This is a genomic window from Nostoc sp. JL33 (assembly GCF_017114985.1).
Lineage (GTDB): Bacteria > Cyanobacteriota > Cyanobacteriia > Cyanobacteriales > Nostocaceae > Nostoc.
In genome coordinates this window covers 48,128-73,188 of the sequence record NZ_JABXKP010000075.1, presented here as the reverse complement: position 1 = coordinate 73,188, position 25,061 = coordinate 48,128, and the positions used below count along the sequence as shown (strand labels likewise).

Below are 25,061 nucleotides of genomic sequence, written 5' to 3'. Positions count from 1 at the left end.
AACTACTTACGCTCAAAGGATTTTATCAGAGGATTGGCAGCAGTTAATAATTGCTCAAGCTGCTGGGATGCTTCTGGCTGGTGGCGAACATAAGTGTCAATAAACAGACCAATAATTTCACTCATCAGCAAACGCAAATTTTCTTGGGATTGAGTAGCTTTTAAGTCGAGAGAGGGTCCAACTGTAGTGGAGTCTGGCTCATCAACGATCGCAAAGTGATTTGCTCCCTCTAAGATTACCAGATAGCTGTCATTTCGTCCCCCAGCAATTCCTTCTTGGAATGTACGTGTAACTGGGATAGTAGCATCCCCAGGACTTACACCATAGAGTTCGCTACTGGCAAGCATGAATCCATCACAGGTTCCTCCCATCAGTAGCAGTGGTAGGGAATCTGGTAAAGGCAAGATAATTCCTGGTTCATACCCTATGGTTAAAAGTCCTCTGCTACTTGCGCCATAAGCAAAAGATGCAACAACTCCAGGGAAAAACCGAGGGTCAGCATTTGTGAGCGATACTAAACCACCCGCAGAGTGTCCACCGAGAATAATCCGTTGTAAATCCAACATTCCTGCTAAAATTCCTTGATTTTGTAACTGTTCGAGTTTAGTTAGGAGTGCTGGCAAAGCCAAAGCTGTGGGAGCAGTAGGATAAATTGTGGGCTTCAGCTTTTCAAAATCAACCCCAGGTGTAAGGCTAATTACGCCTGATAGATTTTTGGTAATCCAATTAAACAGAACCACTACCAATCCACGTTCAGCCAATTTAATTGCTAACCATTGGTATTGTTGGGCATCACAGTTATAGCCATTGAAGAAAATCACTACTGGAAAAGGTGCTTTTTCTGGATTAGCTGGCTCAATTCTTATACTTTTTTCTAGCTGACTCTCCGGTGTCTGTGCTGGATAGAGGATTTTCAGGTGAATGGTATCGTAAGGTGACTGAACACCCTCAACTTTGGCAGCTTCAAAAAAAGCACGAACTGTCATCTGTACTTTCCTTACTATGACTTCAAGAAAATCTTCCTCTCAGTGTACAACTGTTCCTCACAAGCAAAATCTAATGATCTAAAATAACGAAGTAACTAAGTAGAAAGCAGAAGGCAGCAGTAAAGACGCGATTAATCGCGTCTGGATAAAAGTCAGGAAAATCATTTCGCTGGTTGGGATTTTACCTACTGGTAATTCAAAAATATTAGTACAAGAATTATACTTAACCTAGTTGTAGGAAGTATTTTAGTAAACAATTGTGGCAATCTAGCAAATAACTTTTCAAGGGATTTACTTATGGCTAAAAAATCTCAAGCAAATTTAGAACAATACCAAGATGTCAGATTATCTGCCACCACAAGAATTTGGGTAATTACAGTAGCCATTCTCGGAGTTTGCGTCCCACTTTCAGTCGTTACTAAAAGCGGTGCTATTCTTCCTTTAGTTGCTATTGGTGGCGCAACTGTTGGTACAGTTGCTGTTTGGCGTTCTGATGAGCGTAAATCAAAAACTAACTATTTGCAACAGCAGCAAATAGAACTGTTAGAGCAAAGACTAGCAAATTTAGAAACAATTGTTAGCAGTGATGACTTGAACTTGCAATTGAAAATTAAACAGATCGAGGCAAGGGATACTTTTGGCGACTCCTCTGATGTAAGTACTACACCCAGACAACCAAAACGCAAAGGTTAAAATAATTCGTAATTCGTAATTATTATACCGCAAGGGTTTGATTTATTTGGGATGGGTGGTTTACTTTTACCCTGCTGTAATAGGTGATTTTTTTGTAGGGATTTATTGACTTAACGTTACCGCAACCTTTTAAATCCCTCTGGGATTAAACTTTCCTTTGCAGCTAGAACTGTTTCTAGGGAAACAGTATCTCGTTCTCCATTTCCGTTAGAATTGACTGACATAATTGAATTCTCTATACTTTAGCTGCATCAGTTAATCAAATGTCTAAGTGCTATCTATCTCGATCTTTACCGCAAATATATGCTAATGGTTGTGTTTTATTAGACTGCTAAGATTACGGAATTTTTAATTAACTAAGGTTATAAACTTGAGTAATTGCGTTGGTATAGCTTACCGTAGGTATGCAATAGTTTGCCGCAGGAATGTAGATGGATTGGATTAGCTTACTCAAAGCTCAACAAACTGACTTCCTTCAACGTGTGAAAAAACCTAAAACTTATGACTTATCTTTGCTGGAAAGTCAAGTTAAAGGTTGTCACACTGAAATTATCGGATTTTGGGGCGAGCCTTTGGCAAAACTCCAAGAGCTTTCTCGCCAACAAGCAGAAGTTCTCGCCAAAAATCCGCCGCCTACGCCGCCTGAATATCCTGAGCCTCCCGACTGGACGATACCTTTTCCCAAATACTTCCAACAGCAAGCCCAAGATTATCTTTTTCGGGAGCATATTGTTGATTGGGTGATAACTGAACGTTTGGGTAAGTTGGTAAAAAAGGTGTCACAAGATACTTTGCAAAACATGATTTTAGATGATGAGGGAAATTTGGGTGGCGAAAGCAAATTCTCTTATGTACTCAAAGATAATCCTCAGCTAAGTGTTCAAGTTCATGTTGCTGATGGAGAAAGTTTTAATGGTATTAAGAAAGACAAAATTAGGTGGTCAGTTACTCAAGAAGATTTAAAAAATCACCAAGTATTAATTTTTCTGTGTTTGTTTTATCCATCTACAGGTAATTTAGGATACGAAAAACAAAGCATAATTACAGGCTTTTTACCTGCAAATCAAATTGAACTGACTGAACCAAAACTGTATCTGACTCCAAGTAAATTGTTGTATGCGGGGGGGTTGAGTTGGTATTTAGAATCACTTATTGGCAAAAAAGACACGTCGCTATTAATTAATGAGAGAGCGATCGCAGATACAATACAGACTCTACCATCAGAGCATTGCCTTAAGGATATAATCGGTGACTGGGAATGTTGGCAGACTTTGAAAGGACACAACAGAGGTATTAATTGCCTAGCTTTCAGTTCCGGGTGTGGGAATGGCAAAGCCTTACCCATATTGGCTAGTGGTAGCCGTGGAGAAACAAAGCTCTGGGATTTAAGCAAGGGTGAATTAATAGATACATTGTCAGAGTATCCTTGGGTGATATCTGGGCTGGTGGATGAAGTGAATTCTCTAGCTTTTAGTTCAGATGGACAGACTTTAGTGAGTTGCGGTGCAGATTCCACAATTAAGCTTTGGCATGTAGGCGCTTTAGACTTGATAGATATTTTGCACAAACATAATGGGGTAGTGCGGTGTGCTGCCTTTACTCCAGATGGCAGAATGTTAGCGACTGGCGGAGATGACAGAAAAATTCTGTTTTGGGATTTGATGCAACGTCAGGTTGCGATCGCACTCTCTTTAGATGATACAGCTGCTCATTCCCTAGTTTTGAGTCGAGATGGGGAAACTCTGATTACAGGTAGCTATCGCAAAATTAAAGTCTGGCGCACCTTACCCCAGACGGGAGTCAAAAGTTTAAAGGACACACAACCACTGCACACCCTCATGGGTCATTCTCACATCGTTGGTTCCTTAGCAATCAGTGCAGATGGTAAACTACTGGTGAGTGGTAGCTGGGATCAAACGATTAAAATTTGGCAATTGGAGACTGGGGAATTACTTCATACTCTCAAAGGACATAGAGATAGAGTATATGCGATCGCTTTAAGTCCCGATGGTCAAATTATCGCTAGCGGTAGTGCTGATAAAACTATTAAATTGTGGCATCTACAAACCGGGGAATTGCTGGGTACATTTACAGGTCATACTCATATAGTTACAGCATTAGCCTTCACAGCTTCCGGCGAGATGTTGGTTAGCGGGAGTTTGGATAAGACGATTAAAATTTGGCAACGAAGTTAATAGTAAGGGACTTCCAAATAAAAAAATATGCAATTATTTATTGTGGGGTGGGCGACACGAGACCCCTAAGCCAGAGGCGGGCTTTTCGGCCCACCCCACAAGTAGTGGTAATTTATTTGTTGGAAGTCCCTAATTCGTAATTCGTAATTAATTGGTCAGAACTCCGTCAACAAGTCTTTGAACTGGATGAATCCACCTCTGAACTGGGTTAACGAGTCTTTGAACTGGATGAATCCACCTCTGAACTGGGTTGACGAGTCTTTGAACTGGATGAATCCACCTCTGAACTGGGTTGACGAGTCTTTGATACTCCTGAACAACAAACTTCAAAAACTCTCTGCGCTTCTGCGTGAAACTTAAAACTGTGTTAACAGCGTTTCCGAGTATTGAGTAACATTATATACAATAGCTTATCAGTTGCCTACACTCAATAATACCAAGTTAGAACTGACAGTTAAATAAGTTTTTAGGTGGCTGACTATGAGTTAAGTAATATAGCGGTTCTCAGTTGAGTCCAATATGGTCAACTCCATCCTCTATAAGCATTGTATAGATTTTGAACAACTTTTCATATCTCAGTGCATAAATACTAAAAGCCATCGTAAAGAATCATAGTACAGAGGTTCACCTAGTAAGTATCACAAAAAAGGTGCAAATTTGTGGTGTTGTTGAATCATCAGATGATTTGTTCCAATAAGGAAGGAAGTTTTAATGGTTACATTTGCCGATTCATCTCGCAAATATATCATGCCAATTTAGTGAATTAAAACTTACCTAATTATCTCTGTATGCACTTAATTAAAAAAGGAGAAAACCCATGCTAGGCATCAACAAAAAGACTATTAATTCTGACCTTTGTTGTATCGATGAGGAACAACTATTCGCTCAATTAACTCCTGAAGAAGGGGCTGTCATAGAAGGAGGCGGATTCCTTCTTATAGAGCAACTTCAGGCTATCAAAGCTAATGCAGATACATTTGACGATGATGATACCTATATCACAGTCAATGGCAGTAAGCTCTGGGGAACTGAAGGTTTTTCTACCGGAAAGACATCGGGAGTTAACCGAGGTTTAGGCGTTAATTTCCCTACAAGGATCGAACTTTTCGATGAAGACGGCGGTTTCAACGGTTCTGACGATTCTCTAGGTGGCTTTACTGTCAATGGAGCAACAAATGGCACAGCAATAGCGCGTGTGTCTGGAAGTGGCTCTATATATGATGTGTATTACCGTGTTTTTTGATCAAGAGGATTGAAAGCAGCAATAGCCGAGCCTTCCAAAGTCTGAATCTAAGTTAGGTTTTTCGTAGGGGCGCACATCTATCTGTGCGCCCCTACTGCGTGTTGCTCTCTGCAAAAATCTTTGTAACGAGTGCGATCGCAGTAAAATCAAACTAAAGCTATTGTCGAAGCGGTAGAAAAAAGGCGGCTATGACGGTAACTACCTATAAATGGACAATTGAACGCTATCACCGAGCAATAGAAGCAGGGATTTTTGATGACCAACCCATTGAACTATTGCGCGGCGACCTCATAGTTATGCAGAACGAGAACCCCATGCCTACTACAATACCGAAGCAGCTGATTATCTCCGCACACTGCTAGGTGAACTGGCAAAAATCCGCGATGCTAAACCCATCACCCTACCCAACAACTCAGAACCCGTCCCCGATGTTGCTATTGTCAAACCTTTAGGCGAGGTCTACTTAGAACATCACCCTTACCCTGAAGATATTTTCTGGATTATCGAATTTTCTAAGTCCACCTTGAGCATAGATTTGGGTGATAAAAAAGACATCTATGCAGAAGCAGGCATTGCTGAATATTGGGTTGTCAATTTCAAAAATTCTCAGTTGCAAGTATTTCGAGACTTAAAAAATGGGCAATACACAACTGAACTGACATTAACTACAGGTATTATTGTCCCCTTAGCCTTTGGTGATGTATCTATCCAAGTTAATCGCCTTGTAGGTTTCCCAAAAATATAATTTCTAGCACCTGTCAGAAACGAAGGATGCGAGGCGATCGCACATTCGCCCATAATTAGACCATCCCCTCTATGCTATTTGCTTATGACTATCGCCAGTCAACCCCAACTAACTTTAGACGACTTCCTCAAACTGCCGGAAACTGAACCAGCATCAGACTTTATTAACAAGGAAATTATTCAAAAACCAATGCCTCAAGGTGAACATAGCCGACTACAGGCTAAATTTTGTAATGTCATTAATAACGTAACTGAAAGCCAAAAACTTGCTTATGCTTTCTCAGAACTGCGTTGTACCTTTGGCGGCGCTTCTATCATCCCTGATGTGTCTGTGTTTCGTTGGGATAGAATTCCTAAAACTCCATCTGGCAGAATTGTTAATCGCTTTGAAATTCATCCCGACTGGGCAATTGAAATTCTGTCCCCAGATCAAAGGTTAAAAAAAGTCTTGAGTAAATTATTGCATTGTTCGCGCAATGGTACTGAATTAGGCTGGTTAATCAACCCTGAAGACGAAAGTGTGCTAGGGATTTTTCCTGGAGTGCGAGTGGAATTATACGAAGGTGCTGATAAATTACCCATCCTGGAGGGTATCGAATTGGAACTAACTGTAGAACAAGTTTTTGGCTGGTTGAGTTTGACGTAATCTCACAATCCAAAATGTCTCAGCACTAGAAATGTTATAGCTTGCTTACCCGTAGGCGATCGCACATTCGCACATAATTAGACCATCCCCTCTATTGCACTCACTTATGACTATTGCCAGTCAACCCCAACTAACTTTAGACGACTTCCTCAAACTACCGGAAACTGAACCAGAATCAGATTTTATCAACGGAGAAATTATTCAAAAACCTATGCCTCAAGGTGAACATAGCTTGCTCCAAGCTACTCTTTGCGAAGCAATTAACGGCATAGCTAGAAGCCAAAAAATTGCTGTAGCTTTCCCAGAACTACGCTGTACTTTTGGTGGCGCTTCTATCGTCCCTGATGTCTCTGTGTTTCGTTGGGACACAATTCCTAAAACTCCATCTGGCAGAATTGTTAATCGCTTTCAAATTCATCCCGACTGGGCAATTGAAATTCTGTCCCCAGACCAAAAGTTTACAAAAGTGTTGAGTAAATTATTGCATTGTTCACGCAATGGTATTGAATTAGGCTGGTTAATTAACCCTGAAGACGAAAGTGTGCTGGGGATTTTTCCTGGACAGCGATTGGAATTATACGAAAGTGCTGATAAATTACCCATTCTTGAGGGTATCGAGTTGGAACTGACTGTGGAACAGGTTTTTGGCTGGTTGAGTTTGACGTAAAAAAGCGATCGCATTTCCTAGAGAAAGTTGCAAAGAATTGTATCTGTAGGTTTATTGTAGAAACTGGGCGGTACAGCCCAAAATCGTGTGTACCAGAAAAATTTGTCTGCCGTACTTTAATGCAAAATCAACTAGGATTAGTTCTAAAACTGCTTTTACTCTCAGCTTTGTTATCGGTATTGATTAAGTATGCAGGGCCAAGTCTATCAATTCCGGCGACAGCAACCAACGCGCTGATTATAATATTGTTGCCGATTGTGATTATAGCGATCGCGCTACTGTGGCGATTCCAAGCACAGAAACAAAATTAACAAGGGAAGCATCCACGCACAAGTTACTAAAATCAGTTAATCTAGCTGAATTACCAAAAAATTGCATCTCGCCAACCGTTGGGAGTCAGCCTGTGAAACTCGGTCAATGGATCGGCTTAATCGCCATCGTTCTTTCTTTATACATCCTGTGGCAAATTCGGGAAGTGCTTTTGCTGATGTTTGCCGCAGTTGTGTTAGCCACCACCTTAAATCGGCTAGCGAAACGCTTCCAAAGCTTTGGGATGAGGCGTGGAATCGCCGTCCTCCTTGCAGTAGGTATCTTTTTGGCAGGTATAGTGGGTTTTTTCTGGCTAATTGTGCCGCCATTTGCACAGCAGTTTCAAGAACTAACCAATCAGGTTCCTAAAGGGTTTGAGCGCTTTAATGGTTGGCTTGATGCCCTGAGAACTCGTATTCCTAACCAGTTAGTTCCTTACATCCCAGATATCAATAGCCTCATTCAACAAGCACAGCCCTTCGTCAATCGGGTACTGGGAAACTCCTTTGCCTTTGTATCTGGCTCCTTGGAAGTCGTCCTCAAGATTTTGCTAGTGTTGGTTTTAACAGGAATGCTATTAGCCAACCCCGTAGCTTACCGCAAAGTATTTGTGCAGCTTTTCCCCTCATTTTATCGGCGGCGGGTAGAAGGAATTTTAAATCAATGCGAAGTCTCTTTGGGGGGATGGATTACAGGCGCTTTCATTGCCATCTGTGTAGTGGGGCTAATGAGTCTGATTGGCTTATCAATTTTGCATGTAAAGGCAGCACTAGCTTTAGCGGTTTTAGCGGGATTTTTCAACTTGATTCCCAACTTGGGGCCGACAATGAGTGTAATACCAGCAATGGCGATCGCCTTCTTGGATGAACCTTGGAAAGCCGTTGCTGTCTTGATTCTCTACTTTTTCATTCAACAGGTTGAAAGTAATTTCATCACGCCCGTTGTCATGGCGCATCAAGTCTCATTGCTGCCAGCTCTAACCTTAATTGCCCAACTATTTTTCGTTACTTTCTTTGGCTTTTTAGGATTATTTCTGGCGCTACCTCTGACTGTTGTCGCTAAGATTTGGTTGCAAGAGGTGTTAATTAAAGATGTTTTGGATAGCTGGGGAAATAATCATACACAAGAGACTGAGTTTGTGATGGTTTCAGAATCTCCTGAAGCAGATGATAATTGGAAAGCAGAAAATCCTGATGTTAATCAGGAGCGACCAAATTAAAGAAGAATTCAGGAGTCAGAATTCAGGAGTCAGAATTCAGGAGTCATATCATGTCCGGGCAATTAATCATAATACCCGGAACCCCAAAGAGCCAAAGCTGCGCTTGAGCTAACCTAAGAGCCTGCTCTTACGGGTTGGGGTGGGGTTCTTTTACATGACTTACGCAAACAATAGCCGAAAAGAGTGATTTTCTGGTAAGGGCAATTCATGAATTGCCCCAGAGGGCGTGTGGTTTTGTGTAAGTAAGTCGGTGAGAATAAATCAAGCTAGATTAAGTAATGTAAAAAATCTTGAGATTAGTTCGTAGTGAGGACTTTAGTCCTCAAATGATGGCTGAAGCCCTCACTACAAACCTTGAATTATTCACACCGCTCTACTTAAGTCCTATTTTATTATGAGTAATTTGGCGGACATGATATCACTCCTGAATTCAGAATTCTGACTCCTGAATTCTGAATTCTGTTTTGTCAAAGTCTAAGGTTTGTCCGAGAGAATCGGTTCTGCGACAATATCATCTAAGCGGATGCTGCTTAACAAATTCCGCCACTCTGCTTGCAGTGCTGCATCTTGAGGATTTTTCTGACGCAGTTGAGCCAGTATGGTCAGTGCCTCGTACCATATCCCGTTTTGGGCATAGATACTATAGCGCTTTAGAGGTTCTGTAGTTTGTAGCTCTTTAACTGTGGCTGGATTGAGTTGGACTCGTTGTATTACCCCTTGGAGGAAAGTTGGGGGAGAATTCTTTTCCTTGTCACAGTTAATGGTGAAAAACCAGAGATATGGTTTGTTTAGTGCTAAAGCGGGAGCAGTGGTAGGTAGAGAAACGCGGATGACTCCTGGTTTATCTGGTAGAGCGATCGCTTTTTGGTAAATCTCGTTAGAGTCCTGATCTTGCAGCACAAATTCAACTTCATAGGGCAAATCTTTGGTATATGGCACATAGAAAAACCAACTTGGGCGTTCTCCTATTGTCTGTCCCCAGACATTGATCACTGAGTTAGCTTCCTTAGTGGAAGGCATTAAAGCAGTCAGGTCAGGTTTAGCAAGTGGACATCCACCGCGCTTCGCTCCACCACGAACGCGACCTCCAGGAGGGAGGCCCGGTGGAAGTGGAGGTTGCTTAAAGGTTGTGGCTTGAGCAACGGTCGTTTTCGGATCAGAGCTTCGGCGTAGCCCGCCTTCTCTACGAGACGCTCCGCGAACGGCATCGCTAACTGAAGAATCATGAGTTGGTTTCGCCAGTACTGGAATCAGGCTAACTAATAAACTGACGCAGCTAAAAGCTACTACTAAAAACAGTTTTATCGGTTGTGAATTTGATTTCATAAAAATCCTACCTTAAATATCTAAACCTTGTAAATTTGTCATAAATTAAAGGGTTTAAGACTCCTTATGTAACTCTCCTCTCTACCAGACGTGGCGCGAAAAATTTTGAATGTGGGAATGCGTAAATGCGTCAATTGTTAACTGCTGGTTATCCAAAAATTTTATAAGAAAATCTTTCCCCACTCCCCACCCGAACTTTTGTTTTTGAATTATTATAAATTGACATCAAGCCAACCGTCGCTAGCAACGACAAAGCCGACGGTATAAACGGCACCCAAGCACCCGAAATTAACAGACCAAAGCAAACTATATACAGAACACTAGAGGTAATACTGACTGCCAATGCCAACCAGGGGAAGGAAAGCTTTCGCCAAGCCAGGACTCCCCCTACCAAAGACCAGCCCCAAATCCAGACCACCTCAACCCACAGTGACCAAACCCGCAGCAACGGCCGCCCATCCTGGACAGCAGCGAGGATTTGGCTGATCATATGCGCTTGTACTAACACTCCTGGCATTTGCTCATCTAAAGGAGCGCCATAGGGTGTAGGCCAGGTGTCTGGAGAATCCCCCTTTGCCACCACACCAATCAAAACAATCCTGTCTTTGATCGCCTTGGGGTTAACCGGAGTAGATAAAAATTGGGTTAGCTTCACCTGTTCGGCTATTTGTTTTGAGGAACGGTAGTTAAGTAAGACTTGACCGCCGTTAGCATCAATATTTTGATAGCCGCCAGTACGAGATTTCAGATTTGGAAAAATAGTTTTACCCAGCTGCAAATTACCTTCAGGAGTGAACTTTGGTTGAATTCCTGAATGTCGTAGATAGAGAGAGGCCAGTTGTAAACTGAATGCAAAGGGAGCAGGACACAATGATGTCGCCTCCTGGTTCATAAACAGGAGATGCCGACGGATAACTCCATCAGGATCATGAATAAAGTCACTGAATCCCAGGTTTCCTGGGGAAATTTCTGGTGGCGGCTTAATGCCTTTGATATTTACAGTACCATCGCTTCCCTTACATACGCCAACCAAATTCTGAGTTTGTTGAAGACGAGTAATTAAATCTGGTTGTTTAGCTTTAAAATCACGGTAGATATCTAAGCCGATCGCGCGGGGTTGGTATTGATTCAGTTTTTCTAGGACTTTATTGAGAGATTTTTCGGAAATGGAAGCTCCAATTAAGGACTCGTTATTTTGTCTTTGAATTGCCAAATCATCATCGTCAATTGTAATTACTAGCAGTCGGGGATCAAGTTCCTCCGCAGGGCGCGATCGCATCATCTGGTCATAAGCTTGAATCTCTGGATTTTCCACAAATCCCAGCAATCTTACCCCACAAACTAAGGCTGTAATCGCCAAACTGGATAACAAAGTTGTCTGAAATCTGCGTCTGCTAGACAAAGTTAAATTTGGCGTATCTTCAGTTTTTGTAGACCTTAATTCATCCCAAGTGGGTGGTGTCTGCGCTGGATTTTGGCAAATCACTGGTAGCCAAGTTGCACAAGGAAATCGATCTTCAAGTCCTTGCAACCGTTCCCGCCCTTGGCGTACCGCTTGATATAAAGACTCGCCACCGGCAAAGGCTTGGAGAAAATACTTTAAGAACTCCTTGGCAACCTGATCTGGGACTGGTTCGCGCATGACGATCATTTGAGGGATTTGCAAATCAGCCAATTCTCGCGCCAATCCTAATCCATCACAGGAGTTGAATATAGCTAGTTGCAAGCCGTTTTCAATCGCTTTTTTGAGAGCGTACTTTAACTCGCCAATGGTGAGGCTATCAGTTTTATTCAGGTAAATTCGTCCGCTTTCTCCATTTCCGTTACTGGAACTGTGCCCGGCAAAGAAAAGAATATCCCAGTTTTTTCCCCAAAGATGGTCAGTCAATTCTTTACGTTGTGGTTCTACTAAAAAGCTGACGTCTGCATTACTACACTGTTGCAGTAAAGCTTGATCAGCTTGGGTGTCAATCCCCTGACTATTGCCCACAATTGCTAAAATGTTGACTAATTGATTTAAAGTGCGTGGCTTGGAAATGCGATCGTAGGATGGTGAAGAAAGGGCGATTTCAGCCTTGGGGTAACGTTCTAACAAGTCCCACAGATGCCAGGGTAATAGCTGCAATTGGCTATTTTCTGTTTGCAGAATCACCCGCACTTCTTCGGTGGACGACAATCTTTCTAACCATTTTTCCCTCAACGGGCGAAACTCCTCTGCTCGCAGCCAGGTATTAAACCGTGCCCGCAAAATATGGGAAGTATTTTCGCAGTCTTGAATCATCGATACATTCGTCACCTGAATTTGGTCAGCGTGGAGGCGATAACGATTTCCTATCTGCCGATAACTAGACTGCCAATGACTATAATAGAGCGGCATTTCCGGGAATGAAGGTAGCTTCCCCGTGATTTCTGTTGCAGCACGCTCGTGTTCTTCACCAATTTGGAGAGTGACAGCAAATCCCTGCTCAAAACTACCCTCTCCGAATTTCAGAACCACTAACTTACCCATGTGTCGCTATCTCCCTGTGCAAAATCATGCCCTGTTCTAATGTCTGATCGCAAGCTCCAGAAGCGTTTATAGGCTTCTTTCGCAATCCCTAAAAGCCGACTTGAATTTTTAATTGTGAATTTTAATTAACCAATAAGCACTTATAAATTACTGACAAAGAGGGAAGATAGCTACATGTTTCAAATCCGAAAATATTCGGTAATGCTGGTATCATCCAACGCTACTCTAACGCTAAATTGCTCTGAAGGTTCACCGCGAAACTGTAACTGAATGTAGTTATCTGATTTTCTAGATTGAGCGTCTAGAAATACTGTTCCCGAACTATCTAAAACGGTGAGATGAACCCCTGGTGGTAAGTAGATTTGATTCCCAGTGGCGTGCAATTGGAGATGAATACTGGTTTGTTGATCCTTTTCCGGGCTGATTTCCACAATCAACATCACGGGTTGGTTGAAAATTTGGATACCCAAATCAATCAGTTTTGCGCGTTTAATAATTGATTCTGGTCGGTTAATCGCATTTAGTGCCACAGTTTCAGTACTGCGAAAGGCATAACCTGGTCTGAGTTCCGGCACGTTCCACAGGGATTCAATAGTCTCCCAACCTATCTCAAATATACCAACAAACCACTGACTTAAATCTACCAGTGAAGTAACTGGGGATTGGCGCAGTTGAGCCAGATGATCGATAAAGGCTTCCAATGGTTGCAGTTGTTCTAAAGGCAGTGTTTCAGCTGCGACACTAGGGATAAAACCAAGCAGCCGAGCTTCTTGCAGCGATTCATCAAATTGAACTACTAAATAACCCACCCGTTCTTCCCAGGTTTCTGGAGGAATGGAACATGTCTGCTGATGCAGATGGACAGGGCGACACTCCAGACGACCAACTGAGGGCACTTCTAAGTCAGCTACATTTCCACAGAGGCGCATGACGCGGTTCCAGCTGTCACTAGCTTGGAGGTCAGTAGGAATATCCATCATTTCCAAGTAGTCATTCACCACCCACACTGCCAACGTATTCAGCCGAACTTGCTCTGCTTTTTCAGAATTTGGCTGCTGGTTAGCAAATTGCTGGGCAGTTATCCGAGCTAATTGGGAAATCGGCAATCTTAAAGTGAAATCGTCTAGCTGATAGATGGAGTTATTCATAAGTCAATCTCTAGTGATCAATGCAGGTATATACATATCACCCGCATTCACTAAATTTATGCCACAAAATAGAGAATGATTATTGGAAAAACAGAATTAGGGATTAGGGACTGAGGACTAACACTCCCAGTACTCCCAAGTACCCAAATCCCGATCACGCCTGTAACTTGATAGTACCCAGATTTTACCACACTTGAAGAGATTTTTACGATGGGCTGTGACGCTCGATAGGGTTTGCGGTAAGGCTACGAGTCACGGAAGTAGTGCAGTAAGAAATCTCACTGAAATTTATATAAATACAGTTTTTTTTCAATACAGTAATATTACTAAGTTAATTTTTATTACAAGAGAAGCTAATTCTTGTATATAGCAAAATAATCTACACAGATAATAGTCTAAAAATAGATACTTAAAATAGTAATAAAATTGACCAGCTAATTAAAAAGCAATACAGTTCAGTTAAGAAAAATAGCTTTATTGGGTTGCGCTTTGCTTAACCCAACAAAGCTATTCAAGATAGGGATTGGAACGCAGCGCGAAACATATTAGAAAAAGGGTTGAGTACGGTGTTCTGCACGTCGGAAGTAACGCCTCTGGAGAGACTGATCAATACATGTCGGAGGAAACTCCTTCAAGCAAATCAACTCGTAGAAAGAGGAAACCCAAAGAGCGATCTTTGGAATCCCCGCTATATCAGGTACTCCTGATTAGCGGTGGGAGGATGTCAATAATATTCAATAATTAATAATCAGGCTAACTGATACTTGTTGTTTACTTACAATGCCCTCCCGCTTAAGTACCTACCAAACCTCCGATTTATTGCAAACAATTTCGGAAATGAATATTTAATCGTACGATCCGGAAATTTTGGTGTTGAAAAAATAGTCAAAAGCAACGCTCCATTTGACGATCGCACTTGCGGAATTTGCAATGTAATGACTCGATAGCGTCCAAAGATAAATAAAATCTGTTGATTAACCCTCTCCCCATTTCTCCCTAAAAGGGGAGAATTGGGTTAGAGGGGTAACTCAGGATAATGTTAGCTTTCTGAAGTTTCCTGGGAGAACTTCTTATGGATAGTTCTAGTGGATTCCCCATCAGCAGCTACGGTGATCAGATAGTCCATTAAACCATCTGAAAAGGGGAGACGTAAGTGGAAAGTACCATCGGGTTTAATTTTGATGGTATGACCACCAATGTTTACGCTTGTATTTGGTTGGGTTGCTCCGTGAATAATCAACTCAGCATCTGCCACAAACCAGAAATCTCCGTGGGGATGACTGAAGACCCGAACGATCGCTGAACGGGCGATGAATAACCAACCATCGCCATCAGCAATATAGCCAATTTCAACCATGTAGTCGCGATCGCTGACGGGAATAGCCACAAAGCGATCGCGTGTTACCTCTTCACATTCATACTGCTGTATAAGCTGGGGACTTTGATAACTCAGGTCTATCCCAGTCACATCGTAGAGCCGCACTACCAATTGGGAGCCGCCCTGTTGTTGCAACGCTTCGTTCTGAGTCTTGGAAATGTACCAACAGACATAAGCCCATTTGGGAGTCCGGGCTGTGAGCACAATACTGCTCTGTTGTTCACTGATCTCTTCTTGGGCATCTACCAAGCCAATATCTGTTTCGGCTGCAATCGGCAGATGATCAACTGTGGGATCTGGATGCACAGGACTAAAGACACGAACCAGCGCTGAACGGGCAATAAATAACCAGTGTTCGCCATCAGCAATATAGCCAATTTCAGCGATGTAATCGCGATCGCTGACGGGAATATCCACAAAGCGATCGTCTGCTGTCTCTTGACATTCATACTGCTGTACAAGCTGGGGACTTTGATAACTCAGGTCTATCCCAGTCACATCGTAGAGCCGCACTACCAATTGGGAGCCGCCTTGTTGGCGCAGCGCTGCTTTCTTGGTTTCGGAAATCTCCCAATAGACATGAGCCGATGTATAAGTATGCGGTGTCAGCACAATACTGCTCACTTCATCTGCATCTACCGAGCCAATATCTGTTTCATCCCGAATCGGCAAATGATCAACTGTCGGATCTGGATGCACAGGACTGAAGACACGAACCAGCGCTGAACGGGCAATAAATAACCAGTGTTCGCCATCAGCAATATAGCCAATTTCAGCGATGTAATCGCGATCGCTGACGGGAATATCCACAAAGCGATCGTCTGCTGTCTCTTGACATTCATACTGCTGTACAAGCTGGGGACTTTGATAACTCAGGTCTATCCCAGTCACATCGTAGAGCCGCACTACCAATTGGGAGCCGCCTTGTTGGCGCAGCGCTGCTTTCTTGGTTTCGGAAATCTCCCAATAGACATGAGCCGATGTATAAGTATGCGGTGTCAGCACAATACTGCTCACTTCATCTGCATCTACCAAGCCAATATCTGTTTCGGCTGCAATCGGCAAATGATCAACTGTGGGATCTGGATGCACAGGACTGAAGACACGAACGCTCGCTGAACGGGCAATAAATAACCAGTGTTCGCCATCAGCAATATAGCCAATTTCAGCGATGTAATCGCGATCGCTGACGGGAATATCCACAAAGCGATCGTCTGCTGTCTCTTGACATTCATACTGCTGTACAAGCTGGGGACTTTGATAACTCAGGTCTATCCCAGTCACATCGTAGAGCCGCACTACCAATTGGGAGCCGCCTTGTTGGCGCAGCGCTGCTTTCTTGGTTTCGGAAATCTCCCAATAGACATGAGCCGATGTATAAGTATGCGGTGTCAGCACAATACTGCTCACTTCATCTGCATCTACCGAGCCAATATCTGTTTCATCCCGAATCGGCAAATGATCAACTGTCGGATCTGGATGCACAGGACTGAAGACACGAACCAGCGCTGAACGGGCAATAAATAACCAGTGTTCGCCATCAGCAATATAGCCAATTTCAGCGATGTAATCGCGATCGCTGACGGGAATATCCACAAAGCGATCGTCTGCTGTCTCTTGACATTCATACTGCTGTACAAGCTGGGGACTTTGATAACTCAGGTCTATCCCAGTCACATCGTAGAGCCGCACTACCAATTGGGAGCCGCCTTGTTGGCGCAGCGCTGCTTTCTTGGTTTCGGAAATCTCCCAATAGACATGAGCCGATGTATAAGTATGCGGTGTCAGCACAATACTGCTCACTTCATCTGCATCTACCAAGCCAATATCTGTTTCATCCCCAATCGGCACATTGTCAATCGTAGTATCAGCTTGTCCTTGGGTATCTGATCCCAAAGTTGTAGCCCAGGCTCCAATCCCTGCGCCTGCTGTTAAAGCCGCAGCAGCAATGGAGTCAGCTTCAGCAACACCTTCCCCAACAGTCGGCTCTGCTTGAGATTGCAAATTTACGCTGGGTTCGGCCCCGTCCGCCACCAGATTCAATGCATCTTCTGGTAATTCGACCAGTGAGGCTGTTTGTGCCTCTGACGGTTCCACGTCGCCTGCCAGTTCGCCATCTGGTAAGGGAAATTCATCTATTGAGGCTGTATCTTCGGTTGAGGTGATACTATCTAGCCAGTTCAACTCTGCCTGAAGTTGCTCATCTATCTGCTCTTCACTGGCTTCTGTGTCCCAATATCCAAAATCAGATGTTACTTCTGGCACATCTGATAATTCCAGGAGTGGATCTGTCACGTCAGATGAAGGCAGTTCCAGATCAGATGCCTCATCTGGAATATTAGCCCGGTGAGGATATGAAGTATTTACTACAGCTGCTGGGGCTTCTATGTCCCATGCAACTTGATCTGACTCAGGAGGGTCTGCGTCCGTATAATTACTAAACCCGTTTGTCTCATCAATCGCATCTGTTTCTGTTTCTTTGTTGCTAAAGGCAGACCAGGTAGCCGTCCCGATGCCCGTTGCTAGAGACGCACCATTAGTTAAAGCTGCGGCTCCCAAGTTGCTATTTTCCGATCCATTAGCTACGCCTGAGGTTGTGCCTTCATAGATGCTAGAGCCGCCATTAGTTAACTCTTGTAGTAAATTTGCTGTCCCCTGAGTAGCGTTCTGGGTCAGGTCAGATTCTGTTTGAGCATAGATGTTGAAAGGAGTGCGATCGCGGGTTTCTTGCTCTTGGAAGTGCGGCACTGGCTGCTCCTCTACCGCTCCGTTGACGGAGGGATCTGTGCTGGCATTGAGCACTGCCGTTTCTCCATCTTCTCTGCTGGGTGGACGGGGATTTGATTCTGGTAAGTCGTCTGTTTTCTCAGTGGGCAATGGGCGTTTTATCAGAACCCACCATAGTAACCCTCCAGCTAGACTAATAAAAAACAAAGGTAGCAGCAACCACAATGGTGTTTGCTCGTCTACAATTGGACTCTTTTGTGGAGGAGCAGCCACAAACGGCTCTTTGCCAAATACAGAAGTAGTGGCACTAGGGGAAGGCGTAGCAGCAGGTGTCCTCTGGGCACTGGGGGAAGGTGTAGCAGGTTGTAATACGCTGGCTGCGATCGCCTCTGCTTCAGCAGTTCTAGCTTGTTCTATAGCTTGCTGTCCTGGGGGTGCCAGGGTAAAGCCGAGAAAATCTACTGTGGTTAAGCTGGGATTTTTTTTGTAAACGTAAACTAAAGGTTGGGAGAAAGGATATTTAGGATCATTTGGCAAGGTTTGATGTAATTGCAGAACTCGCACACCTTTCAACTTCGACACCTGATTAGCTAACACATAGCTGATGCCGTCTTTGCCCAGTTGTTTGATGATTTCTGCGCTATTATCCTCACTTACTTGGGTAGCATTAGAGCCTGTAGCAAAGTTAGCACCCTTGAAGGCTGGATAAGCACGGAAAGTATCACGAGTATCGCTGGTGTTAGGGCGATCGATGACCCGAATCTTCCCTGGAGGCCCTCCCAGTTGTGACCAATTTGTAATTGTTCCCCGGAAAATGCGGGCGAATTGCTTACTAGTCAAGCTTTGCTTGAAAGGATTATCTGCACCAACCACGATCGCAATCTTCTCACGGCGCAAGCGAACTTGCTCTAGCCCTTGAGCTTTTTCTGCTGGTGTCAACCCACGCCCGATTGCTGCTATGTCAATTTTGCCATCTAGCAAATCTTTCAGTGCCGTACCAGTGCCGTTAGCAGCAATTTCAACCTTTGTACCGGAAAACTGTTTTTCAAAACTGTTTTTCAGACTTTGGTTGATTGCAGCCAAGCTACTTGAACCGTCAATCCGCACTGTCGCCCCATTCTGCACTGTTTGCGGCAGTGGAAAAGAGGAAGTTTCAGGTCTAGATTCTGCCAGCATCGGTGCAGATACTACCATTGCTGCCATAGGTGTCGTAGCTAAAGCAACCCATAATACCAGCCTGACTATCGAAGTATCTTTTTTTTCTTGTTGCCACATATGCCCTTTATTAAAGTAAAAAATAGAAAGCCTGCCAATCCTAAATCGCAATCTTTTTAGAAATTATGGAGGAGACGCGCTAATTATACATCTGAGTTATCTTTACTTCTAATTCTTTCAGTACACTAGTATTTATTTATACTTATTATTGAGCGGATAGTATGATAATTTATACTCGAAATTGCCAAAGTCTGCTTCCGAGAAATTTTTAGGAGTTATGTTGTAATTTATACCAAATTAGTTCCTTATGGCCATAATTATGAATTATTGAATTACTAAAACTGGTAAAGTGTACCAAATTCAATATTATTTAACAATATTATTTTCAGAAACGTAGCACTACTACGTCTCTAAAAGGGTTCTACATCTTTGAGATAACAATGACAATCTGGCTTATCAATCAGTGACTCCACCAAGGCATTTAGGGCAGTTGCAGCTAAAGCGCCACCTCCCAAAGTCCCTTCAACTGTAATAAAAGGTATCCCTTGTTGCATCAGTTGTCGCTTGGCTGCGGGAGCATGGCTAAAGCCAATGGGCATTCCAATTACCAGTGCAGGCTGAATTTTCTGGTTAGATATCGCCTCACAAACTTCCAGAAGTACTGAGGGAGCATAACCAACTACTAGCACACAACCCTGACTTACTTGCTGCAATTTTTCTCGCCATTCTCGATGTTGCCAAAAGGCAAGTTCTGCTTCTGTAGCGGTGGTAATATGAGGATTATCAATCAAGGTTTCGATGTGGCATCCCAAGTGAAGTAATCGGGTTTGATCCAAAGCAGCAGCAACCGTTTGGGTATCGACAACAATTTGACAGCTTGAAGATAGGGCTTCTCGACTAGCTTTGATCGCATCTGGACTCAATTTAATAAAGGACACCAAACTGACATCGCCAGAAGCCAAAACCAGCTGAGATATTAAGTGTTGTTCAATTTCCGAACGGTTAGACAAATCAGGTAGTAAGCGTTGTAGCGATTCTGTAAAAGCTTCCGAGTGGGTATGAATTTCGGCATCCAAGCCACTCCAGAGATTTTCCAATCCCCCCAATCCGGCTTGAGTTTCGACATCGAGTAACTTGAGTTGTGCCAAAACTTCCGCCTGGATAATTTGACAATGGCGATCGCGCCCCAATAATCCTTCTAATGCTGATGCAGTTTGCCGCAATTGGGAAATTTGTTGCATCACCGCGCGATATTGCTGCTGGAGTTGTCCCATCAGGTTAATAGTTGTGTCGGCTTCTGGTTCCACTTCCAAAATATTGCGGATATGGTTTAGCTGAAACCCTTGCTGCTTGAGCGCTACAATCCGTTGCAAGCGGAGGACATCTTTTTTGGTATAGAGACGGTAATTGCTACGCGATCGCACTGGTTGCGGTAGCAGTCCTAATTGATGGTAATGGCGCACCATCCGCGGAGTTAAACCGCCACCTACCAAGTGCGTTAACTGCTTAATTGTCAACTCGCTACTTTTGATTTCCACGAATTACGTCTTAATAAAGGTTAATTATTATCGAGGGGGCGTTTATAAAAGGCGATGTCTGACGACAAGCCACTGCGTGTCTACGCTTTTAACCTAGCTTAGTTAAACTATCTGCTAACCAATAATTTTTTCTGTCTATTAGCTTGTTGGATAACGTTGTTGTTGCTCGTAAATACCTGAATATCTGGAACAACAGCATAATCCATGTCATGTGTAATAATTTTAATTTTTCCTGCTCCTGCTCTGCTAATAGCTTCGAGAAGTAGTAAGTCATAGCCATCAACAGCTTGAGTTTGTAATCTGTTTAGTGCTGCATCGGTTGTTGCGTCATCTACTGTCAGATCAACAGGAACAGCAAGCGCCTTAACCTGACTCCAAGCTGAGTGAACTTCGGCAACAACATTCATCCGTTCATTTGGATAATTATGACGGTATTCTTTAAGTGGCAAAAACCCATGCAATTTTTTATAAATCTCATATTCAGTTTTTTCAATGATATGAGCCAGTTCAGCTAAAATTAGCCCAGAGTAGGTCAGCGTGGCTCCATTTAAAAGAGCTTGATTAATATATTTGAGATAATTGCTGAATTTGGAGGTTTTAGTACCAAAACCAGCATTTGTATAAGTCTGCCAAAACCAGACGTTGGTATCTACAAGGAAAATATCACCCTGCTGAGGATTATCAGTTTTGATGTCGATGATATCAGCTTGAATGCTAAGGTTGACCGCCATGCTTTAAAAAGTTGCAGCCTGCTGTGCGATCGCTGCATCAACCGCATTACGAAATTGCTCATCGGAATAGTAATGCTTCGCATTGGCAATCACACGCTCAAGAACATTCCACCCTTCAGAACTTATAGCGCTGAACTCAACCAGCTGATTAAGGTTATCTGCTGGAATATCCTTTAAGAGATGACCGATCGCAAAGTTGAAAAAGGGAGATGCAAAGACCTGAACTCCTGTAAAATCCAATTCTACAGGGTTGCCAGAAAGCAGAACTGGATGAATCTGGTCATATACCTTCTGTCCACTCTCAGCGCTGATGGCGTATTTACCGACAACATCAAAAATTTTGTATGCCATTCCCTATCTCCCTCTTTAAAATAACCGCTTCTTAAGTTGATGAGCTTCAGTTGCTAGGCAGTAGCAAGATTCATCACACCGAATTGCAATATTAATCAGGGTTCCTCTAAAATTAGTACATTTGTTCTCATATATAATATTATCGCCTATATTGACATATCCGTCATTACTAAAGATTGTAAGGTTTCCATGATTTTTTACGATGAACTCCTGCAATAAATTTAAGCCTGCCCCACGGGAGATACTGTCTTGCTTAGTGCTATTTCCAGGCTCGAACGCCCACTGTAGAGCCTCATTAGCAGTCTTGTCTGAGTTCTGAGGTAGAGAGCGAACACTACTAGGGATACCAATACCAAAGTCGATGACTGTTAAATGAAGAAAACCAAGCTTGGGGTAGTGCTGACCGCAGCTGAACACCCCCACAGCAGATTGACTATGATCAAATGCATTGAAATATATCTCTAAGACTCGCCCTGTAATTGCATCTTGTAGTCTTGGACTGATGTTGACCCAACCTTTGCCCAGCCAATTATATTTTAGATAGTCTGCAATAGCACTCATATCCTGCTGAAGATCATTCCGGTAAGGTATTGAGTTGCCATCCCACGGTTTCGTGTTAAAACCGAAATTATACAAGAAGCCATTCTGAGCTAAGTTCATTCGAATTTTGTCTGGAAGTGTATTCCAATCGAAAGCGAGAGAGCCGCCACGAGCTTCGACAAGACGGAATAGTCCCCCCAAAAAAGCAACGCCGTAGTGTCCCAAGAATTCGCAGTAATGAAAATCTACCTTGATATTTAAGCAATCTTGGGGTAACTGCTCAATTTCATTTCTAAGTTTGAATAACTTATTAAAATGATGGGGATTGTCATCAATCTTGGTTACATAAAGAATTAAATTTGGCTGGTTTTTAGTCTCTAAGAGCAAGATAACTCCGACTATTACAGATATTTATTAGTTATTTATATCTTGAACTTTAACACTGGTATCAACAAGATTTAGCATTTTTTGCGATCGTGGAGCGTGCCAGAGGCGATTGGTGTCAGAGCATTTTTCAGGCTAAACCTTGACATTAACATCAATGTCAAGGTTTAGCCTGAGAGAGTCCCTGTTAATTCACCTCTGATGCTCTACCCCCAACGTTTCACCCAATTCACCAGAGAACACGCAGATAGTGTAGCAGCCCTTTTGTGTGGCTTACTGCTATTTCTCGGATGGTTCGCCTTACATCTTGGCGCTTTGGGATTGGCATTCCTGCTGCTACCTGCTGCTTATGTAATTGGTGGTTACGAAAGTGCGCGGGAGGGATTGACTACTCTCTTCAAAGAAAAAGAACTCGATGTAGATTTGCTGATGATTGTGGCGGCGATTGGTGCTGCTAGTCTCGGCTTATGGCGAGGAGAATATCATCTAATTATTGATGGGGCAATTTTGATTCTGATCTTTGCCATCAGTGGGGCATTAGAAGGCTATGCAATGGCGCGAACTGAACGGAGTATCCGCAGTTTGATGAGTTTGACACCCGATAGAGCAAGGGTTTGGCATCAGGGAAGAGAAGAGGAAGTTTCCATCAGTCAGTTAAAAGTGGGTGATGAGATTGTCGTCAAACCCGGAGAGCTAATTCCTACTGATGGGATAATTTTATCTGGTTACAGCACCCTGAATCAAGCTGCGATTACAGGCGAGTCTTTACCTGTAGAGAAAACAATCGGTGCAGAAGTATTTGCCGGCACACTTAACGGCTATGGTGCATTGCAAATTAAGGTACACAAACCAGCCCAAAGCAGTTTAATTGTGCGTGTGATTCGCTTGGTAGAACAGGCGCAAACAGAAGCACCTCCTTCGCAAGAGTTTATCGATCGCTTTGAAAAAGGATATGCCAAAGTCATTGTAGTAGCTGGAATATTACTGGCAACTTTACCGCCATTTCTTTGGGGTTGGGATTGGGAAACGACGATTTATCGCGCCCTTACCTTCCTAGTGGTGGCTTCTCCCTGTGCGTTGATGGCGGCAATTATGCCCACGCTGCTGTCAGGAATCGCCAATGGTGCAAGACAGGGGATTTTGTTTAAGAATGGGGCGCAGTTGGAGAAGATTGGTAAAGTCCGAGCGATCGCATTTGATAAAACTGGTACTCTAACAACAGGACAGGTACAGGTATTCCAGGTATTTCCAGCTAGTGAATACACTCAAAAAGATGTATTAAAAGCTGCTTCTAGTGTGGAATCATCTTCCGAACATCCCATTGGTAAGGCAATTGTGCAGGCGGCTGGTGATTTGGATTGGGTTGGTGCAATCCAAGTGCAAGCTATACCTGGACAGGGAATTGTCGGGATTGCCCAAGAACAACAGGTAATTGTGGGGAATGCCGTTTTTGTGCAACAGCATGTCACAAATTTACCTGAAGAATTGCGACAAATGGCTCAATCTTTGGAGCAACAAGGTAAAACTGTGGTTTGGGTAGCGAAGAACCCCATCCCGCTAGCAAACAGAGGAGGCGAGGTGATGGGTGTAATTGCGATCGCAGATGAAGTAAGAGCGCAAGCAGCCGCAACTATTACCCGGTTAAAGAAACTGGGAATTGAGCAAATTGTCATGTTAACTGGGGATAACGAGGAAACTGCTCACAGTGTCGCCAAAGCAGTCGGAATTGATCGGGTGTATGCTCAACTTCTACCAGAAGATAAGCTGGATGTGATCCGCCGTCTACAGCAACAATATCAAACTGTGGCAATGGTAGGCGATGGGATCAATGATGCACCAGCCTTAGCGCAAGCATCTGTAGGTATAGCGATGGGAATATCTGGTAGTGATGTGGCATTGGAAACCGCAGATATAGTACTGATGGCAGACAGGTTAGAAAAAATTGCCGTGGCGATGCATTTGGGTAGGCGATCGCAAGCCATAGTCAAACAGAATATAGTCGTAGCGTTGGGTTTCATTATGTTGCTTTTAGTGGGCAACTTTCTGGGAAATATTAACCTACCTATTGGCGTTATTGGACATGAAGGTTCCACAGTGTTAGTTACCCTCAGTGGTCTAAGATTGCTCAAATAAACCACTCACCGAATTTTAGATTTTAAATTTTGGAAAATGGAATTGTTGGGCGAAGCCTCTCGAAGAGAAGATTCTTGCGTTCCATTATTTAAAAAAGTCCCAGAGCAAGCTTTCTTTAAGCGTGAGAATAATTCTTTAATCCGTCTTGGAAAGTTTGCTCAAGTCAAGCCACTCCGTTGCGGTGAATCCAGCGCTGTAGTGAGGCAGTCGCTCAGAGGGGGTCTCCCCCATGAGGAACTGCCGAAAGGGTTTCCCGCCGTAGGCGACTGGTGTTAGCGTAGCGGTAGCGACTGTGCGTAGCGTCACCCGAAGGGGGGTTCCAATTGTAGGAAGTGGCGCGCCACAGCCGCAAGAGCAACTTTGGGCAAAATCTAAAATT

The 25,061-nt window shown here is 43.4% G+C and carries 17 protein-coding genes and 2 pseudogenes; 10 read left to right on the top strand and 9 right to left on the bottom strand.

The features are described 5' to 3' along the window. Window positions 1-2 precede the first annotated feature (2 nt). Window positions 3-986: an alpha/beta hydrolase family protein gene (locus HWQ23_RS21690; protein WP_292832597.1), complete on the bottom strand. Its 984-nt coding sequence runs from the start codon at window positions 984-986 to the stop codon at window positions 3-5. 297 nt (window positions 987-1,283) lie between these two features. On the opposite strand from HWQ23_RS21690, the gene HWQ23_RS21685 reads away from it, so the two are divergent. The 8 genes and pseudogenes from HWQ23_RS21685 to HWQ23_RS21650 all read left to right on the top strand — a co-directional run bounded on the left by HWQ23_RS21685 (window position 1,284) and on the right by HWQ23_RS21650 (window position 8,702). Then, a complete protein-coding gene (locus tag HWQ23_RS21685; protein ID WP_292832594.1) occupies window positions 1,284-1,679 on the top strand; it encodes a hypothetical protein in 396 nt (131 codons plus the stop codon). A gap of 431 nt (window positions 1,680-2,110) precedes the next feature. Next, window positions 2,111-3,874, top strand: a complete 1,764-nt coding sequence (locus HWQ23_RS21680) for a WD40 repeat domain-containing protein (protein ID WP_292832591.1) — start codon at window positions 2,111-2,113, stop codon at window positions 3,872-3,874. A gap of 817 nt (window positions 3,875-4,691) precedes the next feature. After that, window positions 4,692-5,117 (top strand): hypothetical protein, encoded by a 426-nt coding sequence (locus HWQ23_RS21675; protein ID WP_292832588.1) that lies wholly within the window; start codon window positions 4,692-4,694, stop codon window positions 5,115-5,117. Window positions 5,118-5,305: 188 nt separating this feature from the next. Next, a pseudogene (locus HWQ23_RS21670) lies at window positions 5,306-5,862 on the top strand (Uma2 family endonuclease). An 84-nt stretch (window positions 5,863-5,946) separates the two neighbouring features. After that, entirely contained in the window at window positions 5,947-6,507 is a 561-nt protein-coding gene (locus HWQ23_RS21665) for a Uma2 family endonuclease (protein ID WP_292832585.1), read from the top strand. Between the two features lie 106 nt (window positions 6,508-6,613). After that, complete coding sequence (locus HWQ23_RS21660) at window positions 6,614-7,174, top strand: Uma2 family endonuclease (protein ID WP_292832583.1); 561 nt, start codon at window positions 6,614-6,616, stop codon at window positions 7,172-7,174. 119 nt (window positions 7,175-7,293) lie between these two features. Continuing rightward, window positions 7,294-7,485 carry a hypothetical protein gene (locus HWQ23_RS21655; protein WP_292832581.1) on the top strand — a complete coding sequence of 64 codons (192 nt, stop codon included), beginning with the start codon at window positions 7,294-7,296 and terminating at the stop codon, window positions 7,483-7,485. Window positions 7,486-7,577: 92 nt separating this feature from the next. After that, window positions 7,578-8,702, top strand: a complete 1,125-nt coding sequence (locus tag HWQ23_RS21650) for an AI-2E family transporter (protein WP_292832579.1) — start codon at window positions 7,578-7,580, stop codon at window positions 8,700-8,702. A gap of 474 nt (window positions 8,703-9,176) precedes the next feature. On the opposite strand, the gene HWQ23_RS21645 is transcribed toward HWQ23_RS21650, so the two are convergent. The 3 genes from HWQ23_RS21645 to HWQ23_RS21635 form a co-directional block, all read right to left on the bottom strand. Beyond that, window positions 9,177-10,028, bottom strand: coding sequence for a DUF928 domain-containing protein (locus HWQ23_RS21645; RefSeq protein ID WP_292832576.1), 852 nt, complete (start codon window positions 10,026-10,028; stop codon window positions 9,177-9,179). Window positions 10,029-10,176: 148 nt separating this feature from the next. Then, window positions 10,177-12,537 carry a CHASE2 domain-containing protein gene (locus HWQ23_RS21640; protein ID WP_292832573.1) on the bottom strand — a complete coding sequence of 787 codons (2,361 nt, stop codon included), beginning with the start codon at window positions 12,535-12,537 and terminating at the stop codon, window positions 10,177-10,179. Window positions 12,538-12,716: 179 nt separating this feature from the next. Further along, on the bottom strand, window positions 12,717-13,685 hold the full coding sequence (locus HWQ23_RS21635; protein ID WP_292832570.1) for a DUF1822 family protein: 969 nt from the start codon (window positions 13,683-13,685) through the stop codon (window positions 12,717-12,719). Between the two features lie 512 nt (window positions 13,686-14,197). On the opposite strand from HWQ23_RS21635, the pseudogene HWQ23_RS21630 reads away from it, so the two are divergent. Continuing rightward, window positions 14,198-14,430, top strand: a pseudogene (locus tag HWQ23_RS21630) (hypothetical protein); the annotation flags it as partial. A 294-nt stretch (window positions 14,431-14,724) separates the two neighbouring features. Here HWQ23_RS21630 and HWQ23_RS21620 read toward each other — a convergent pair. The 5 genes from HWQ23_RS21620 to HWQ23_RS21600 form a co-directional block, all read right to left on the bottom strand. Further along, a complete protein-coding gene (locus HWQ23_RS21620) occupies window positions 14,725-19,065 on the bottom strand; it encodes a DUF4912 domain-containing protein (protein ID WP_365742232.1) in 4,341 nt (1,446 codons plus the stop codon). 350 nt (window positions 19,066-19,415) lie between these two features. Then, window positions 19,416-20,537 (bottom strand): precorrin-8X methylmutase, encoded by a 1,122-nt coding sequence (locus HWQ23_RS21615; protein WP_292832734.1) that lies wholly within the window; start codon window positions 20,535-20,537, stop codon window positions 19,416-19,418. Between the two features lie 113 nt (window positions 20,538-20,650). Continuing rightward, the gene (locus tag HWQ23_RS21610) at window positions 20,651-21,274 is read right to left on the bottom strand and encodes a hypothetical protein (RefSeq protein WP_292832567.1); all 624 of its coding nucleotides are present in this window, start codon (window positions 21,272-21,274) and stop codon (window positions 20,651-20,653) included. 3 nt (window positions 21,275-21,277) lie between these two features. Further along, a complete protein-coding gene (locus tag HWQ23_RS21605) occupies window positions 21,278-21,625 on the bottom strand; it encodes an STAS-like domain-containing protein (protein WP_292832564.1) in 348 nt (115 codons plus the stop codon). 15 nt (window positions 21,626-21,640) lie between these two features. Next, a complete protein-coding gene (locus tag HWQ23_RS21600; RefSeq protein ID WP_292832561.1) occupies window positions 21,641-22,552 on the bottom strand; it encodes an ATP-binding protein in 912 nt (303 codons plus the stop codon). A 198-nt stretch (window positions 22,553-22,750) separates the two neighbouring features. On the opposite strand from HWQ23_RS21600, the gene HWQ23_RS21595 reads away from it, so the two are divergent. Then, window positions 22,751-24,682, top strand: a complete 1,932-nt coding sequence (locus tag HWQ23_RS21595) for a heavy metal translocating P-type ATPase (RefSeq protein WP_292832558.1) — start codon at window positions 22,751-22,753, stop codon at window positions 24,680-24,682. Window positions 24,683-25,061 lie beyond the last annotated feature (379 nt).